At 63.6% G+C, this 15,666-nt stretch carries 16 protein-coding genes and 1 tRNA gene; 9 read left to right on the plus strand and 8 right to left on the minus strand.

Annotated features, from left to right (window positions below; translation table 11 throughout):
* Positions 1-10: 10 nt before the first annotated feature.
* Genes cmk through aroA form a run of 4 tightly spaced genes read right to left on the minus strand, consistent with a single transcriptional unit; the run spans position 11 to position 3,883 of the window.
* Positions 11-661: a (d)CMP kinase gene (gene cmk / locus AAFN55_RS01255; protein ID WP_347797072.1), complete on the minus strand. Its 651-nt coding sequence runs from the start codon at positions 659-661 to the stop codon at positions 11-13.
* 17 nt (positions 662-678) lie between these two features.
* Entirely contained in the window at positions 679-1,731 is a 1,053-nt protein-coding gene (rhuM, locus tag AAFN55_RS01260) for a RhuM family protein (RefSeq protein WP_347797073.1), read from the minus strand.
* A gap of 59 nt (positions 1,732-1,790) precedes the next feature.
* Positions 1,791-2,495 carry an SDR family oxidoreductase gene (locus AAFN55_RS01265; protein ID WP_347797074.1) on the minus strand — a complete coding sequence of 235 codons (705 nt, stop codon included), beginning with the start codon at positions 2,493-2,495 and terminating at the stop codon, positions 1,791-1,793.
* 32 nt (positions 2,496-2,527) lie between these two features.
* Entirely contained in the window at positions 2,528-3,883 is a 1,356-nt protein-coding gene (gene aroA, locus AAFN55_RS01270; RefSeq protein WP_347797075.1) for a 3-phosphoshikimate 1-carboxyvinyltransferase, read from the minus strand.
* A gap of 322 nt (positions 3,884-4,205) precedes the next feature.
* On the opposite strand from aroA, the gene AAFN55_RS01275 reads away from it, so the two are divergent.
* The 4 genes from AAFN55_RS01275 to ligD all read left to right on the plus strand — a co-directional run bounded on the left by AAFN55_RS01275 (position 4,206) and on the right by ligD (position 8,445).
* On the plus strand, positions 4,206-4,583 hold the full coding sequence (locus AAFN55_RS01275) for a TIGR02300 family protein (RefSeq protein WP_347797076.1): 378 nt from the start codon (positions 4,206-4,208) through the stop codon (positions 4,581-4,583).
* Between the two features lie 131 nt (positions 4,584-4,714).
* A tRNA-Ala gene (locus tag AAFN55_RS01280) sits at positions 4,715-4,790 on the plus strand.
* 233 nt (positions 4,791-5,023) lie between these two features.
* Entirely contained in the window at positions 5,024-5,881 is an 858-nt protein-coding gene (locus AAFN55_RS01285; RefSeq protein ID WP_347797077.1) for a Ku protein, read from the plus strand.
* Positions 5,881-8,445 (plus strand): DNA ligase D, encoded by a 2,565-nt coding sequence (gene ligD, locus AAFN55_RS01290; protein ID WP_347797078.1) that lies wholly within the window; start codon positions 5,881-5,883, stop codon positions 8,443-8,445. Before AAFN55_RS01285 ends, ligD begins: the two co-directional genes overlap by 1 nt.
* Here ligD and AAFN55_RS01295 read toward each other — a convergent pair.
* Positions 8,442-9,263, minus strand: coding sequence for a Ku protein (locus tag AAFN55_RS01295; RefSeq protein ID WP_347797079.1), 822 nt, complete (start codon positions 9,261-9,263; stop codon positions 8,442-8,444). The two genes, ligD and AAFN55_RS01295, sit on opposite strands and share 4 nt — an antisense overlap.
* 317 nt (positions 9,264-9,580) lie before the next feature.
* On the opposite strand from AAFN55_RS01295, the gene AAFN55_RS01300 reads away from it, so the two are divergent.
* The 3 genes from AAFN55_RS01300 to AAFN55_RS01310 all read left to right on the plus strand — a co-directional run bounded on the left by AAFN55_RS01300 (position 9,581) and on the right by AAFN55_RS01310 (position 10,774).
* Positions 9,581-9,859: a hypothetical protein gene (locus tag AAFN55_RS01300; RefSeq protein ID WP_347797080.1), complete on the plus strand. Its 279-nt coding sequence runs from the start codon at positions 9,581-9,583 to the stop codon at positions 9,857-9,859.
* Complete coding sequence (locus AAFN55_RS01305; RefSeq protein ID WP_347797081.1) at positions 9,856-10,434, plus strand: DNA-3-methyladenine glycosylase; 579 nt, start codon at positions 9,856-9,858, stop codon at positions 10,432-10,434. Before AAFN55_RS01300 ends, AAFN55_RS01305 begins: the two co-directional genes overlap by 4 nt.
* A gap of 118 nt (positions 10,435-10,552) precedes the next feature.
* Positions 10,553-10,774 (plus strand): hypothetical protein, encoded by a 222-nt coding sequence (locus AAFN55_RS01310; protein WP_347797082.1) that lies wholly within the window; start codon positions 10,553-10,555, stop codon positions 10,772-10,774.
* A gap of 15 nt (positions 10,775-10,789) precedes the next feature.
* On the opposite strand, the gene AAFN55_RS01315 is transcribed toward AAFN55_RS01310, so the two are convergent.
* Positions 10,790-11,035: a hypothetical protein gene (locus AAFN55_RS01315; protein WP_347797083.1), complete on the minus strand. Its 246-nt coding sequence runs from the start codon at positions 11,033-11,035 to the stop codon at positions 10,790-10,792.
* Between the two features lie 199 nt (positions 11,036-11,234).
* Here AAFN55_RS01315 and AAFN55_RS01320 point away from each other — a divergent pair, with 199 nt between their 5' ends.
* Entirely contained in the window at positions 11,235-11,816 is a 582-nt protein-coding gene (locus tag AAFN55_RS01320) for a sigma-70 family RNA polymerase sigma factor (protein WP_347797084.1), read from the plus strand.
* A gap of 44 nt (positions 11,817-11,860) precedes the next feature.
* Here AAFN55_RS01320 and AAFN55_RS01325 read toward each other — a convergent pair whose 3' ends face one another.
* Together AAFN55_RS01325 and AAFN55_RS01330 are read right to left on the minus strand one after the other, a co-directional pair.
* Positions 11,861-12,271 (minus strand): hypothetical protein, encoded by a 411-nt coding sequence (locus tag AAFN55_RS01325; RefSeq protein WP_347797085.1) that lies wholly within the window; start codon positions 12,269-12,271, stop codon positions 11,861-11,863.
* 8 nt (positions 12,272-12,279) lie between these two features.
* On the minus strand, positions 12,280-13,113 hold the full coding sequence (locus AAFN55_RS01330) for a TIGR02587 family membrane protein (protein WP_347797086.1): 834 nt from the start codon (positions 13,111-13,113) through the stop codon (positions 12,280-12,282).
* 281 nt (positions 13,114-13,394) lie between these two features.
* Here AAFN55_RS01330 and AAFN55_RS01335 point away from each other — a divergent pair, with 281 nt between their 5' ends.
* The gene (locus AAFN55_RS01335; RefSeq protein ID WP_347797087.1) at positions 13,395-15,665 is read left to right on the plus strand and encodes an acyl-CoA dehydrogenase; all 2,271 of its coding nucleotides are present in this window, start codon (positions 13,395-13,397) and stop codon (positions 15,663-15,665) included.
* The last annotated feature ends 1 nt before the right edge of the window (position 15,666 follow it).

Below are 15,666 nucleotides of genomic sequence, written 5' to 3' on the forward strand. Positions count from 1 at the left end.
CGTCTCGTCTTCAGTCCGCGTTCCGGCGGGCCAGCGCCTGTTCGACCAATGCGCGGGCCGCCTGGAACGCGGTCTCTATATCCATTTCGCTCGTGTCGAGCAAGTGCGCGTCGGTTGCGGGACGCAACGGGGAGTCCTCGCGGCCCATGTCGCGCGCGTCGCGACGCTCGATGTCGGCCAGAATTTGGGCCAGTTCCGCCGCGCCGCCCCGCTGCTCGATCTCGGCGAGGCGCCGCTGCGCCCGCACCAGCGCGGTCGCGGTGACATAGAGCTTCACATCGGCATCCGGGCAGACGACCGTGCCGATGTCGCGCCCGTCCAGCACCGCGCCGGGCGGCGTCCGGGCGAATGCGCGCTGCTTGTCGACCAGCGCGCGGCGGACCGCCGGAATAACGGCGACCTGCGAGGCGGCCTCGCCGACGCTGTGAACCGAGAGAACCTCGCGATCGAGCGCACCGAGGTCGATCTGCCGCGCCGCGGTTTCGGCCGCCGACGCATTGTCGAGCGGCAACCCGTATTGCAGCATGCGATGGGCGACCGCGCGATAGGTCAGTCCCGTATCGAGCAAATTGAGGTGGAAATGGTCGGCCAGACGCCGCGCCAGCGTACCCTTGCCGGCGCCCGCGGGGCCGTCGATGGCGATTGTGAAGGTGCTAGGCATGGCGCGGGCTCGGAAAATTAACGACCAGACGTTCTGGGTAGTCCCTTAGCCTCTTTTGCCAGTGCTGCAATACGCCCATCCGCATCGTTTTGCCGTTCGATCTTTCGGCTCTGATCGAACTTTTCGTATTCTGCTTCAGCTTTGCGTCTTGCATCGGATGATTTGGTCGATCCGCCGCTGCGCAATACAGGTCTTCCAAGCTGCTCAAGTTGCCTGTCAAGCAGGTCTTGCGCGTCCTGCATGATGACAAGCCGCCCGAGGTCGAGTTGATCCTCGAAAATATCAAGCAGGATCGTCGTCAGCCGGTTCAACTCCCGCACTTCAGGCGGTGTCAGGTAGTTCTTCGAGACGGCGACGTCGGTTTTTCGGATGTTGTCGTTTGGCCACGTCTGCAATCCCATATGTTCAGCCGCGTGATCTGCCCGATCGGCTACGATCTCAGCCGGGGTATGGGAGGTTACCGCGAAGACGAGATTGGCCTGCGTCCTGCGATAGAATTCATGAGCCGCGCTGCTGGCGGGGTCATAGTCCTGGCACATCGCGCAGATGTTGCGCAGTTCGCGGTAGAGGTTCGCCTCATCCGATCGCAAATCGCGAATGATGTCGCGCAGTTCGGCAATTCGGCCTGAATTGTCGGGCTGCTTGAGGCGCGCCGCATCCACGACAAACCCCTTTTTTGCGAACTGTACGAGCACGCTGGTCGCCCACCGACGAAAGACCGTGGCCTGGCCCGACGACACCCGGTAGCCGACCGAGATGACGGCATCCAGATTGTAGTGCTCCAGCAGCCGGGTGATCTGTCGGGCGCCTTCGAATCGAACCTGTGCAATTTTTGCACTAGTTCCCTCTGCCTCCAACTCTCCCTCCTGATACAGGTTGGAGAGGTGTTTTGTGACCACAGACCGATCGACACCAAACAGTTCTGCGATCTGCGCCTGTGTCATCCAGAGCGTTTCGCCTTCGAAGCGTATATCGAGGCGCGGCCCGCTTTTTGCGGCGTAGACGAGAAACCGATCTCCGGTTTCGGCATCTTCCACAAGTCTCACGGGGCCGTCAGCGCTTTCGGTCATCCCTATTTGATAAAGGGACGTGAACAAAATGGCAACATGGGCCGTACTGCTTTTTGCCCTTACACCGACCGCATCATGCCGCCGTCGATGCGGACATTCTGGCCGGTGATGTAGCTCGACGCGTCCGATGCGAGGAACAGGACGAGGTCGGCCACCTCGCTTACCGTTCCGTAGCGTTTCATGGGCACCGCCTCGCGGCGTTCTTCGGTTCCCGGCAGGCTGTCGATCCAGCCGGGAAGCACGTTGTTCATGCGCACGTTCCTGCCCGCGAAGTCGTCGGCGAAGAGCTTGGTGTAGGCGGCGAGGCCGGCGCGCGCCACTGCCGACGTCGGGAACATCGCGCTGGGCTCTGCGACCCATGCCGTCGAGATATTGACGATGGATCCCTTGCCCTGCGCCGCCATGACCGGGGCGACCAGCCGCACGGCGCGCACGACGTTCATGAAATAGACGTCGAGGCCCGTATGCCACTGCTCGTCGGTAATCTCGAGAAGGGCGGCGCGCGGGCCGTGTCCCGCCCCGTTGACCAGGGCGTCGATGCGGCCAAAACGCTCCAGCGTCAGATCGAGGAAGCGCTTGAGATCGTCGTTTGACTGGTTGGAACCGGTAAAACCAAGCCCGCCGAGTTCGTTCGCCAGCGCCTCGCCCTTGCCGGAGGAGGACAGGACGGCGACCTGGTAGCCGTTATCCGACAGCTTGCGCGCGGCAGCGGCGCCCATGCCGGAGCCGCCTCCGACGATCATCGCGACTTTGTCACTGCTCATGTGGTCTCTCCGTTCCGATCCGTCAGGTGACCCTATTCGATCCGCGCGCCCAGGTCCGCCATGAGATTCATGAATTCGGGGAAGCTGGTCGCGATCATCGCGCGGTCATCGACCGTCACCGGCTTTTCGGACGCGAGGCCCATGACGAGGAAAGCCATGGCGATGCGGTGGTCGAGATGCGTGGCGACAACTCCCGCCCCATTTGGACCGCCACCGAGGCCCTTGCCGCCCGGCGTGCCCCTGACGGTGAGCGACATCTCGCCTTCGGTGCAATCGACTCCGTTGACTTCGAGGCCCCGCGCGACGGCGGCCAGCCGGTCGCTTTCCTTGACGCGTAGCTCGTCCAGCCCGTCCATGACCGTCTCGCCCTCGGCGAACGACGCGGCGACGGCGAGAACGGGGTACTCGTCGATCATTGTCGGCGCCCGCTCGGGCGGTACAGTCACGCCCTTGAGATCGGAGGAGCGCACGCGCAGGTCGGCAACGTCCTCGCCGCCCGCATTGCGCGGGTTCATGATGTCGATCGACGCACCCATCTCCTGCAGCGTGAGGATCAGGCCGGTGCGGGTCGGGTTCATCAGCACGTTCTCGATGGTGATGTCCGAGCCCGGCACGATGAGCGCGGCAACGAGCGGGAACGCCGCCGACGACGGATCGCCGGGCACCGCGATCGTCTGCCCGGTGAGCGTGCCTTCGCCCTCGATGCGGATGTGGCGGACGCCGTCGGCATCGGTTTCGACCTCAAGCGACGCACCAAAGCCGGCCAGCATCTTTTCGGTGTGGTCGCGCGTCATCACCGGCTCGATGACGGTGGTCACCCCCGGCGCATTGAGGGCTGCGAGCAGTACGGCGGACTTCACCTGCGCGGACGCCATCGGCACGCGGTAGCTGATCGGCGCTGCGCGCTTCGGCCCGCGCAGCGTCAATGGCATGCGGTCGCCCGGCGCCGCATCGAGCACCTGCACGCCCATCTCACGCAGCGGACTGAGGACGCGACCCATCGGACGGCCCGTCAGCGACGCGTCGCCGACGAAGGTCGTCTTCATGTCGTAGGTGCCGACGAGGCCCATGGTGAGCCGCGCGCCCGTGCCCGCATTGCCGAAGTCGAGCGGTGCCTGCGCTTCCAGGAGGCAGCCATTGCCGACGCCCCGGATGATCCATTCGTCGCCCTGTTTCTCGATCGAGGCGCCCATCGCCTTCATCGCCTCGCCGGTGCGCATCACGTCCTCGCCTTCCAGCAGCCCGGTGATGCGCGTCTCGCCCGAGGCAAGGCCACCGAACATGAAGGATCTGTGCGAGATGGATTTGTCACCGGGGATGCGGGCGCTACCCGACAGTGCGTCCGATCGTCTCGCCGTGGCGGGGGTGGGTTTTGCGTGGGCGTTCATCGTCGATCCTGAAATGATCCGTACATGCGGGGGGCGGGGCGGCGGCCCCGGCGTCTTGCCGGCTCTCCTATCATGCGTGCAGCCTATGGTCATCCCCTTGTCATCCCTCGCCGAGGGGCGCGCGGGAGGCCGGATTTTCCGGGTTTCGCAATGCCTGGCGGTGTCGGTCGAAGCGCGGTTGACATAGGCTTTGACACCACGCCAACTTGCCGCTAAGGGGACCGAACTTTTTCACGAGGAAGGGGCTGTCGCACGCAATGCCGCCCCTCGGCGGGCCGGGCGGCTGGGGCCGGCTCCGCAGCAAGCAGACGAAGAGGCACACGTGGCAAAATCCGATCTCGGCACCAAACGCATTTGCCCCGAAACGGGCCGGAAGTTCTATGATCTGAACAAGGATCCGATCGTCTCGCCCTATACCGGGCAGACCTATGCGCGATCCTACTTCGAAAGCGGCACACCCGTGATCGAGGACGAGGAAGAAATCGAAGAGAAGGAAGTCGACGTCGAGGACGGCGCGGAGATCGTCTCGCTGGAAGAGGCCGACGAAGAAGGCAAGAGCGACGATCTCGCAATCGACGACGAGGAAGACGTCGATCTCGGCGACGACGATGACGACGACACCTTCCTTGCCGACGACGAAGAGGACGATGATGATGTCTCGGACATGATCAGCGTCGGCGACGACGACGAAGAAAGCTGAGGCCTTTAAAAAAGGCCAGTACCAAGGCTTGATCTTGCCTGCGGGCAAGGATAGAAGCCGCATCGATACCCGGCGCGCTGCCCATGTGCGCCGGCCTGACTGCCGGAAACGGCTCCGGTCTGACCGGAAGTGGGGCCATAGCTCAGCTGGGAGAGCGCCTGCATGGCATGCAGGAGGTCAGCGGTTCGATCCCGCTTGGCTCCACCAAATTTCCCTATCTCACGGCAGTTCGCTTCGCTCACATCTTCCATCGATGGGGCGGCCCCAAGGCCGGGCCGCGGTTGGGACCTTGTTTCGGTTCGAGGATTTTTCTCTTACCTCCACCAAGTTTCCCGGCGGCATTGCACCGTATTCCACCCCGCATATGCGCATGACGCCCGACTCATCGGAACATTCGAGCCCAAGACTCGTTCAAGCCGAGGCTAATGCGAGTATCCACGATGGCTCCGCGTGCGAACTGGAAGGGGTTTCTCAGGATCGGTGAACTGTCGTGTCCGGTGGGGCTCTACACCGCCGCGTCGACATCCGACCGCATCGCCTTCCATATGCTCAACCGCGAAACCGGGAACCGCTTGCATCGCGAATTCGTCGACAGCCAGAACGGCAAACCGGTCGAGCGCGACGACCAGGTCAAGGGATACGAGGTCGGCAAGGACGAATTCATCGTCTTGGAGCCGGAGGAAGTCGCCGCCGCGGTACCCGACAGCGACAAGACATTGCGCATCGAGGCTTTCATCGCCTGCAACGAGATCGACGACGTCTATCTCGACAAGCCCTACTATCTGACACCGAGCGATCGCCATGCCGATGAAGCCTATGCGCTGATCCGCGATGGCATGAAGGCCAAGAAGGTCGCAGCACTTGCCCAGACGGTGCTGTTCCGGCGGATGCGAACGCTTCTGATCAGGGCGCATGATGACGGGCTCGTCGCCTCGACACTGAACTTCGATTACGAAGTCCGCTCGTCGAAAGAGGTTTTTGACGACGTGCCGTCGATGACGATCAAGGGCGAGATGCTCGATCTCGCCAAGCACATCATCGAGACCAAACGCGGAAAATTCGACCCGTCTGCCTTCGAGGACCGCTACGAAGCCGCCCTTGCCGATCTCGTGAAAGCGAAGATGGAAGGCCGCAAGATCGAAAAGCGCAAGGCGCCCGAGCGCGGCAAGGTCATCGATCTGATGGATGCGTTGCGCCAGAGCGCCGGCGGGGGCAAGAAGGCATCGACCTCGAAGAAAGCCGCCGCGTCGGCAAGCAAGAAGCCCGCAGCCGCCGCGCCTCGCCGCAAGGCTAGCTGATGCCGCTCGAAACCTATCGCAAGAAGCGCAACTTCGGCGCGACCTCCGAACCCAGGGGGCGAAAGGCGCGAAAACGCGGCAACAGTTTCGCGATCCAGAAGCACGACGCCACGCGGCTGCATTACGATCTCCGGCTGGAAATGGACGGCGTGCTGAAAAGCTGGGCCGTCACCAAGGGGCCGAGCCTCGTTCCGGGTGAGAAGCGCCTCGCGGTCCATGTCGAGGATCACCCGCTCGACTACGGCGACTTCGAGGGCACCATTCCGAAAGGCGAGTATGGTGGCGGCACCGTGCTCCTGTGGGATCGCGGAACGTGGGAGCCGGTTTTCGATCCCGAAAAAGGCTATGCCAAGGGGCATCTCGAATTCGCGCTCTCCGGCGAGAAGCTTACGGGGCGCTGGCACCTTGTCCGCATGGCGAAGAAGCCGCGCGAAAAGCGTGAAAACTGGCTGCTGATCAAGGCCGAGGACGAGGTCGCGAGAGAAGAGGGCGACCCCGACATTCTCGATGAGCGCCCGGAATCGGTGAAGACGGGCCGCGATCTCGCGGAGATTGCCGGCGAAGAGCCCGGCTGGTCGTCGAAGACGGGCAAACTCGACATGAAGAAGCCAGCGAAAAAAACCACCGCGCCCGCCGCGAAAGTGCAAACAAAGAAGCTGGCTAAGGAATCCGATGACGATACGCTGGACCCGTCATCGCTGAAGGGCGCGAAGAAGGCGGCGCTTCCTGCGTTCGTCGAGCCGACGCTGGCCTCTCTGGTATCGGGTCCGCCGTCCGGGGATCGCTGGCTGCATGAGATCAAGTTCGACGGCTACCGGCTCCAGGCCCGCATTGAGGCGGGCCGGGTCAAGCTTCTTACGCGAAGCGGGCTCGACTGGACGAAGAAGTTCGGCAGGGACGTCGCAAAGGCCCTGACGGACTTGCCTGTCGAGAGGGCATTGATCGATGGCGAGCTCGTCGTGGAGAGCGGCGCCGGAGCGTCGGACTTTTCGGCGCTTCAGGCGGATCTGAGTGACGGCCGTTCCGATCGATTTTTGTTCTACGCGTTCGACCTGCTCTATCTCGACGGCTACGATCTGCGCGGCGCGCCTCTGATCGCGCGCAAGTCGGCGCTGGAGACGCTGCTGCCCGCCACCGGCACCGTGCGCTACAGCGGGCATTTCGAGGAGAACGGCGAGATCGTGATGCGCCATGCCTGCAGGCTCAGCTTGGAAGGCGTGGTCTCCAAGCAGCGCGACGCGCCCTATCGTTCGGGACGCGGCAAGAGCTGGATCAAGTCGAAATGCTCGGCCCGGCAAGAATTCGTCGTGGCCGGCTACGTGCCCTCGACGACCTCGCGAAAGGCGATCGGGTCGCTCGTCCTCGGCGTGTATGATGGCGACGTTCTGGAGCATGTCGGCCGCGTCGGAACGGGCTTTTCGGCGTCGGTTGCCGAGAGCCTCTACAAGACGCTGGAACGCATGCGCGTCACGGAAAGACCGTTCGCGAAACCGCTCACTGCGGATGCGGCACGTCAGGTGCGTTATGTGCGGCCGGAACTGGTCGCTGAAGTGGAATTCCGCGCGTGGACGGCGGACGGCAATCTGCGCCACGCCTCCTTTCGCGGGTTGCGCGAGGACAAGCCGGCACGCGAGATCGTACGCGAGCAGATGAAGACGTCGGTCCAGGCCGACAAGCCGCAAGCGCGCACCGTGACGTTTTCCCACCCCGACCGCATCTACTGGCCCGATGCCGGCGTGACCAAGGAGGGTCTGGGCGATTATTACGCTGACATCTGGCGGCATATCGCACCCTTCGTGGTCGGCAGGCCGCTGGCCCTGCTTCGTGCGCCGGGCGGGATAGACGGCCAGACATTCTTCCAGAAGCATGCGTGGAAAGGGCTGCACCGCTCAATCAGGCTGGTGACCGACCCGAAGGACAAGAGCGACGAGCCGCTGATCGCCATCGAGGATTTGGATGGCCTGATGGGGCTCGTTCAGGCGGCGGTTCTCGAAATCCATCCATGGGGTTCGACGCTGGCCGACTGGGAGCATCCGGACATGATCGTCATGGACCTCGATCCGGGGGACGGCGTTCCGTGGGAGCGTGTGATCGAGGCGGCGCGCGAAACCCGCCGTAGGCTGGAAGATCTCGGCCTGCCCGCCTTCGTCAAGACGTCGGGGGGCAAGGGACTTCATGTCGTGACGCCGCTCAAGCCCAAGGCCGACTGGCTCGCGGTCAAGGGGTTCACCAAGGCATTCGCCGATGCGATGGCGGCGGACGAGCCGCAAAACTTCGTCTCGACGATCACCAAGTCGAAGCGCAAAGGCAGGATCCTGATCGACTATCTGCGCAACCAGCGCGGCATGACCGCCGTCGCGCCCTATTCGACGCGCGCGCGCGCCGGCGCTCCGGTGTCGATGCCGCTGTCATGGGATGAACTCGATCCGGCGATCGGCTCAGCCTATTTCACCGTGGCAAACGCGCCTGCACGCCTGTCGTCGCTGCGCGCGGACCCATGGGCGAAATTCCGCGAGGATGCAACGGCGCTGCCGCCGCTAAAGGCGATCGGGACGAAGCGCTAGCTCCGCTTCTTCGGCTTCGCGCCGGATTCCGACGAGATGCTCTTGCGCAGCGCATCCATGATGTTGATGACGTTGCTCGATGTCTCCTCGGACGCAGTTTCGCTCCTGGCCCTGGCGGGTTTCTTGCGCCGCTTTTTCTTGGCGGAAATGATTTCGAGCAGACGCTCCTGTACGGGATCGTCGACCATGGACGGGTCCCAGGGTTTGGTGCGCTCGTCGATCAGCGTCTTGACCAGCGTCATGAGCTTGGGGTCGGTCTTCTCTTTCGTCATGTCGCCGAAATAGTCGCCACGGTCGCGCACCTCGTCGCCATAGCGCAACGTCCACAGGACGATGCCCTTGCCGCGCGGCTCGAGGATCACGGCGCGTTCGCGGCGATACATCACGAGGCGCGAGACGCCGACCATCCCGGTCGCTTCCATAGCATCGCGAATGACGGAGAAGGCTTCCTCGCCGACCGGATCGTCGGGCGCGAGGTAATGCGGCCGGTCGAACCAGATCCAATCGACGGAGTCCGCATCGACGAAGGTGTCGATATCGATCGTCCTCGTGCTTTCAAGCGCGACCGCATCGATTTCGTCGTCCTCGAGCATGACATAGTCGTCTTCGCCGCGCTGGTATCCCTTGACCTCGTCGTCCTGGTCGACGGGCTTGCCGGTCACGGCATCGACATAGCGGCTGACGACCGGCTGCCCGCTTTTGCGATTGAGTGTTCGGAAACGCACCTTCTCGCCATCGGTCGTGGCCGGCGTCATCGTGACCGGGCAGGTGACGAGAGAGAGCTTGAGATAGCCCTTCCAGAAGGTTCGCGGAGCCATGATGTCCTCCAGACGCGCATCGCGACAACGCTCTTATCGCGTCGTCGTTCCAGCGAACCGGATGACGGACAAAAGCATGGCGGCCCCAGGAGAGAGCGAGGGACCGCCATGAGAGGCGCTCTGCAGGGGCTGAATGCAGGCGCGTTCGCGGGCAGGGTTTGGGGACATGAGGGATGCCCGCGATCTGACACCCGAACACGATGCGTGCCGAATTGTTCCGGCATTTTTCGCATCCGGGCTGGGTTGGAACCTTTCTCCCGGCGTGGCGGTTGGGCGCGCAGGACAGACAATGCACCGATCTTTTGAAGGAGCCCGTCATGAACCCTGCTGATCCGAAACGCCGCGTCGAACTGGACGAGGAAGCGCCGAGCATCGAACAGGTCGATTGGGACGACGTCGATGCCGGTGAACCGGACGGGGACGTTCCGCCGGAAATCGCGGAGCTGGATGGTGAGGAAGAACAATCCGGCGATCTGCCCGAGGAGGACGACGACAATCCCTACCAGAACAGCGACGAGGCCCTGCCCGACGACCTCGATGAACGTGTGATCTCGCGGGACCCGAGCAAGGAAGGCGGCCGGTTCGACGAGATTTGACGCCTCTCGACCCCGCCGCGCTGAACACCGAAGGCGGATTCCGCGCGTTTTGCGATCGTCCGGCCAGCGACGTCGCCCCCGAACTGCTCGGCGCAACGCTTCTGCACGGCGGCGTCGGCGGCATTGTCGTGGAAACCGAGGCATATGAGCATGACGATCCGGCCTCGCACAGTTTTGCGGGGCGCACGGTCAGGAACGGCGCGATGTTCGGTCAGCCGGGCACCGCTTATGTGTATCGCTCCTATGGTTTGCACTGGTGCTTCAACGTGGTGTGCTGTCCGGGATCGGCCGTGCTCATCCGCGCCATCGAGCCGACGCACGGCGTCGACGAGATGATCCGGCGTCGCGGGATCGATGACCCAAGACGTCTCTGCGCGGGGCCGGGCCGCCTGTGCCAGGCGCTTGCCATCGACGGCGGTCTGGATGGCCATCCCCTGAACCGCACCGATCTCGTGCTTTCTCCTGCCCTTCAGGCCCAGCATATTGCCGGCCCGCGCATCGGCATCAGCAAGGCCGTGGACCTCCATCGCCGCTACGGACTTGCCGGTTCGCGCTTCCTGAGCCGCCGTTTCTGACGTTGCGGTTGGGACACGCTGCCGGGCAATCTGACGCACGGCCCCAGCTAAAGCTTGCAATGACACCCCTGCCGACCGATACCGGTGGCAAGGGACTATCATTTGTTACGGGTCTGAAATGACACAGAAAGACGCCATGGGCGCCGGGGATGAGGGCATTTCGACGTCCGATGGTCGTGCGGAGTTCGCCGAGGTCCTCACCGTTGTCGAGGCGGAAGCGACGCCCGGGCGGTTGCTCGAGGCCGCGAGAGCCTTGCAAGGCGCTTTGGACGAGAAGCGCCTTGCGGAGACATCTGAATTCGTTGCCGACGGAATCCTGACGGACAGTCCGCACGCCTGACTATAGCTAGCGATGTCAGTCCGGCTTGTGCACGCTCACATCCGGACGATCGCTGCCGGCGGCGTCTTCCTCGTGCCAGACGCCCTTTTCATCTTCAAATTCGATATGTTCATTCTCGCCCGGTCTCGCATGCTCCGAGGCAACCTGAGCGGCTGCGAGCTCCGCGTCGTGGCGGTTCGGGAAGGTCTCCGAGAACACGTCGCCAAGCTTGTACGCCCAGCCCCCATCGTGCTCCACGATTTCATAGGTTACCTTGCTCATCGGGTCTTCCTTCGGTTGTGGCTGTTAACAACCCCGCGGCAGGAATGATGTTCCGCGGCGCGTCAGAACGCAACGCCGCTTGAGCATCGAGGGCGCTGCGAAGCGTTGTCGTTCAAATCGAGAGATTGGCCCGGAACCACATCCTCTCGGCTTCGTTTTCGAGCGTGGACTTGTCAGCACAGCCAGGGAGAACTGCCGGATGCCATCGGTTCCGGAACGCGAGTCGCGGAGGCGGTCGCCCGAGAGAGATGAGATCGTCGAACTCATCCCCGCGCTTCGCGCCTTTGCACGAACCTTCTACCGCGATACGACCGATGCGGACGATCTCGTCCAGGAAACGCTGACGCGGGCGCTGGGCGCCATCCACCAGTTCAACGCCGGTACGAGCATGAAATCGTGGCTGTTCACGATTATGCGCAACACGTTTTACACCAAGGTGAAGGTGTCGAATCGCGAGGCGCCGGGAAGTGCCGACTGCGTGTCGGGACGGTTGAGCACGGATGCGACGCAGGAATGGTCAGCGCGTGGCCGCGAGGTCGCCACGGCGATCCAGCGCCTGCCCGCCGAACAGCGCGAGGTCATCATGCTCATCGGCGTCCTGGGCGTCTCCTACGAGGAAGCCGTGGACATCTGCGGTTGCGCGATGGGCACGATCAAGAGCCGGCTCAACAGGGCGCGCACGCGTCTGCTGAAGGAACTCGACGAGGCGTCGGCCTCAAGCTCGGTCGAGAAGCTGGAAACGTTTCCCGTCACATCGCCGGGGCGCACGGACGCCGCCTGATTCCCCGGGCTGGTCGTCGCCGACCATAGCGATTTTGTTCCTGCTCAGGGCTCGACGTGCCGCCGCACCGTGAAGCGCACAGGGTTCGTTTCGGGGTCTGCCTGGAAGACGAATGTACCCCGGCGCACAGAGCGGCCCGGCACGTAATCGAATTCGAGGCTTGTGTCCGCGTCGCCAGCATTCTCCTGCAATCCGGCGATTTCGACATTGGAGGCCGTCTCGTCGCCGGTGTTCGTCACCGCCACGGTGACATGAAAGCCGTCGTCGTGGCGCTCGCTTCGTTCCATGACGATCGCAAATGACGGTGGCTCGCCGTCCAGAAACAGCGCCTCATAGGCAAGATAGAGCATCATGGCCAAGACGAGCACCCCCGAGGCGATGCCGACGACCCATTCGATGCCGCGCCCTCCCTCGCGGGGATGTGTTGCAGGTGATTGCTTGGCGGGTTTTGGCATCTTGCGCTCTACAGGATGAGGCGTGCGGCGGCGGCGCCGATCGCGGATGGAAAGGCGAGCACGATGGTCGCGAACGCCGTCATGTGAAACGCGTTCCCGTCCGTTCGCCCGAACAGCCATAGGACGAGAAGGCTGATCGTGATGGCTATGACGTAGCCGGGCAGCGTCAGCCGTACGAAGCCGCTCCACCAAGGATCGTCGGGCCCGACTTCGCTTCCGCCGGCAAAACCGAGCGAGAAGACGAAGGCGTGCATGATCCCCAGGGAGAGCACCACCAGCGCCAGCGCATGCCACGAGGTCATCTGGTACGAGATCAGGATCATCTCCTCGGTCGGCGCGACGTTGAAGCCGAGGAACAGTGCCCCCACCGCCATCAGGAAAAGCTCGCCCCAATAGCCTTCCTCGCGTTCGCCGGTCTCGTCGTCCTCGCTGCGCCCAAGCTGGCTGCGCGCGAGAAGCGCGCCGATCGCGGCCGGCACGGTCTGCAACGCGATCTTGCCGACGATCTCATCCAGGGACATGTCGGGCGTGATCACGCCGAAGATGCAGAGAACCGTCGAGGAAACGAGCGCGCCGATCCCCAGCGCGATCAGGCTATCCAGAAAATCGCCGCCCCAACTCCTGCTGTCCTCGAAGCCGATCTGGCGTGAAAGCCCCATCAGAAGCGGGAACGTCAGGGCGAACAGGACGAGCAGACGAAGCCGGTCCATGTAGAAACCGAGCCACCACATCTCCATCGTCATGAGGATGGGCAGCGAAAAGACGACCGCACCGCCCGCCGCACGGCCGAGGTCACGCCATGGCTTGGCAGCACGAGATCGTTCGGAGGGAGTTTTTTTCACCACTGGATAGCCGAAAATCTGGAGCGGAACCGGCCGTCACGCGACGTGCCGCGCCCCAGAAACAGCCGGGACTGAAAACCGTTCCATCCTGCACCGGTGAAGGCCTATTGGTCGGCGGTGCGGCCCGGGTAACGGGACAAAAGGTGGTCTTGTTCCGTCAAGGTCGGGCGAACCAGCCGGGCGTTTGCCGACGATGAAGAGGCCCGGCCCAATCACCGGCATCGTCCGGGGGGGAACCATCGAACCCGTTGATGCATTCTTCGAAGAAGCCGGGGAGCGCCATGAGCATCAGGACACTTCGCAGGGACTATCTCACCAAGCCGATCTTCAGATGGGCCGGCGGTGTGATGCCGCCGATTTCGGACACCGAGCGCGACGCGATCGACGCGGGCACGGTGTGGTGGGACGGCGAACTCTTCACCGGCAATCCCGACTGGAACCAGCTTCTGGCGATGCCGCCGGCACGTCTTTCGGCCGAAGAGCAGGCGTTCATTGACGGCCCGGTCCGCCAGCTCTGCGCGATGATCGACGATTGGAAGATCGTCTGGGAAGACCGCGACCTTCCGCCCGAAGTCTGGCGGTTCATGCGCGAGCAGAAATTCTTCGGCATGATCATTCCGAAGACATATGGCGGGCTTGGTTTCTCCAACACGATGCATTCGGAAGTCGTGCGGACCGTGTCGTCGGCGAGCGTCGTGGCCGGCGTGACCGTGATGGTCCCGAATTCGCTCGGGCCGGGCGAATTGCTGATGCATTTCGGCACCGACGAGCAGCGCGACCATTGGTTGCCGCGCCTTGCCGATGGGTCCGAGATTCCGTGCTTCGGCCTGACGTCCGAGGATGCGGGGTCGGACGCGGCCGCGATGACGGATTCGGGCGTCGTGGAATGGGGCGAGCACGAGGGCGAGCGCGTTCTCGGCATCCGCCTGAACTTCCACAAGCGCTATATCACGCTCGGCCCTGTCGCGACGGTGATGGGTCTCGCCTTCAAGATGCACGACCCGGAAAACCTGCTGGGTCGCGGCAAGGAACTCGGGATCACAGTGGCGCTGCTGCCGACGTCGACGCCGGGCGTCAGCCACGGCGAACGGCACATTCCGCAATTCACCCACTTCCAGAACGGCCCGCTCTACGGCAAGGACGTGTTCATCCCGCTCGACTGGATTCTGGGCGGGCAGAAGCAGATCGGGCAGGGCTGGAAGATGCTGATGACGGCGCTTGCCGCCGGTCGCGGCATCTCGCTGCCGTCCCAATCCGCCGCCTCGGCTGCGATGTGCGCGCGCGCCACCGGTGCCTATGCGCGGGTGCGCAGCCAGTTCAACGTGCATATCGGCATGTTTGAGGGCATTCGCGAGCACCTCGCCGACATCGCGGCCAACGCCTATCTGATCGACGCCGCGCGCCGGCTGACGGTCGCCGCGCTCGATGCCGGCCACAAGCCGTCGGTCGTCTCCGCAATCATGAAGTTCCACGCCACCGACCGCATGCGCCGCTCGATCGAGAAGGCCATGGATATCCATGGCGGCAAGGCGGTCATCGACGGCCCCAAGAACTATATGGGCGGACAGTACCGGTCGGTCCCGATCGGCATCACGGTCGAGGGCGCGAACATCCTGACGCGGAACTTGATGATCTTCGGCCAGGGAGCGATCCGCTCGCATCCCTTTATGCTCGAGGAATTGCTGGCGCTCTCCGACGAGGACAAGGAGCGTGGGCTCGACGCGTTCGATCGCAACTTCTGGCGCCATGCCGGTCACGCGTTGAAGAACGTCTTCCGGTCAATCGGGCGGGGCTGGACGGGCGGGCGCGTCGGGCCGGCACCTGATGGCGCGGCGCTCTCGCATCACTGGAAAAGCCTGTCGCGCCATGCAGCGGCGTTCGCGCTCTTGTCCGATCTCGCTCTGCTGACCCTGGGTGGGGAGCTCAAGCGCAAGGAGATGCTGTCGGCGCGCCTTGGCGATATCCTGTCCGAACTCTATCTTCTCGGCGCGGTTCTGAAGCGCTTCGAGGATGAGGGGCGCGTCGAGGAAGACGAGCCGATCGTCGATTACATCATGCTGCGCGGCAATGAGCGCATCGCGGTCGCGTTCGACGGCGTGCTGCAAAATCTTCCGGCGCGCTGGGCGGCATGGGCGGTTCGGATCGTCGCATTCCCGTTCGGCATCGCGCACAGGGCGCCCCCGGATCGCCTGACCAATCAGGTGGCGGAGATGTTGCTGCGGCCGTCGGCCCAGCGCGACCGGCTGACGCCCGGCATTTATCTGGGCGAGGGGCGCGAGGATCATGCTCTGGCGCATCTCGAAGAGGCGTTCCGCCTCGTGGTGGCCGTGGAGCCGATCGAGAAGAAGATGCGGGATGCCAAGCTGCGTGATGCGACTGCCGCACGCGACGCCGGCGTGATCAGTGCGGCCGAGTTCGACCAGCTTGCGACTGCGAAAGCGGCTGCGGATCGCTTGATCGCGGTCGATGCGTTTCCGATGGAGGACGTCTCGCCGATCGCCGCGCAACATCGCAAAAGCGCGGGGGCGGCCAGGCGCGAAGCGGCCGAATAAT

Source organism: Mesorhizobium sp. CAU 1732, assembly GCF_039888675.1.
Taxonomy (GTDB): Bacteria; Pseudomonadota; Alphaproteobacteria; order Rhizobiales; family Rhizobiaceae; genus Aerobium.

Bases quoted from the DNA above. Each gene is read 5' to 3' on its own strand.
- AAFN55_RS01300 (WP_347797080.1), top strand. From the start codon at position 9,581: ATGAACCCTGCTGATCCGAAACGCCGCGTCGAACTGGACGAGGAAGCG.
- AAFN55_RS01325 (WP_347797085.1), bottom strand. From the start codon at position 12,271: ATGCCAAAACCCGCCAAGCAATCACCTGCAACACATCCCCGCGAGGGA.
- AAFN55_RS01285 (WP_347797077.1), top strand. From the start codon at position 5,024: ATGGCTCCGCGTGCGAACTGGAAGGGGTTTCTCAGGATCGGTGAACTG.
- AAFN55_RS01265 (WP_347797074.1), bottom strand. From the start codon at position 2,495: ATGAGCAGTGACAAAGTCGCGATGATCGTCGGAGGCGGCTCCGGCATG.
- cmk (WP_347797072.1), bottom strand. From the start codon at position 661: ATGCCTAGCACCTTCACAATCGCCATCGACGGCCCCGCGGGCGCCGGC.
- AAFN55_RS01310 (WP_347797082.1), top strand. From the start codon at position 10,553: ATGACACAGAAAGACGCCATGGGCGCCGGGGATGAGGGCATTTCGACG.
- AAFN55_RS01315 (WP_347797083.1), bottom strand. From the start codon at position 11,035: ATGAGCAAGGTAACCTATGAAATCGTGGAGCACGATGGGGGCTGGGCG.
- rhuM (WP_347797073.1), bottom strand. From the start codon at position 1,731: ATGACCGAAAGCGCTGACGGCCCCGTGAGACTTGTGGAAGATGCCGAA.
- AAFN55_RS01320 (WP_347797084.1), top strand. From the start codon at position 11,235: ATGCCATCGGTTCCGGAACGCGAGTCGCGGAGGCGGTCGCCCGAGAGA.
- ligD (WP_347797078.1), top strand. From the start codon at position 5,881: ATGCCGCTCGAAACCTATCGCAAGAAGCGCAACTTCGGCGCGACCTCC.
- AAFN55_RS01335 (WP_347797087.1), top strand. From the start codon at position 13,395: ATGAGCATCAGGACACTTCGCAGGGACTATCTCACCAAGCCGATCTTC.
- aroA (WP_347797075.1), bottom strand. From the start codon at position 3,883: ATGAACGCCCACGCAAAACCCACCCCCGCCACGGCGAGACGATCGGAC.
- AAFN55_RS01295 (WP_347797079.1), bottom strand. From the start codon at position 9,263: ATGGCTCCGCGAACCTTCTGGAAGGGCTATCTCAAGCTCTCTCTCGTC.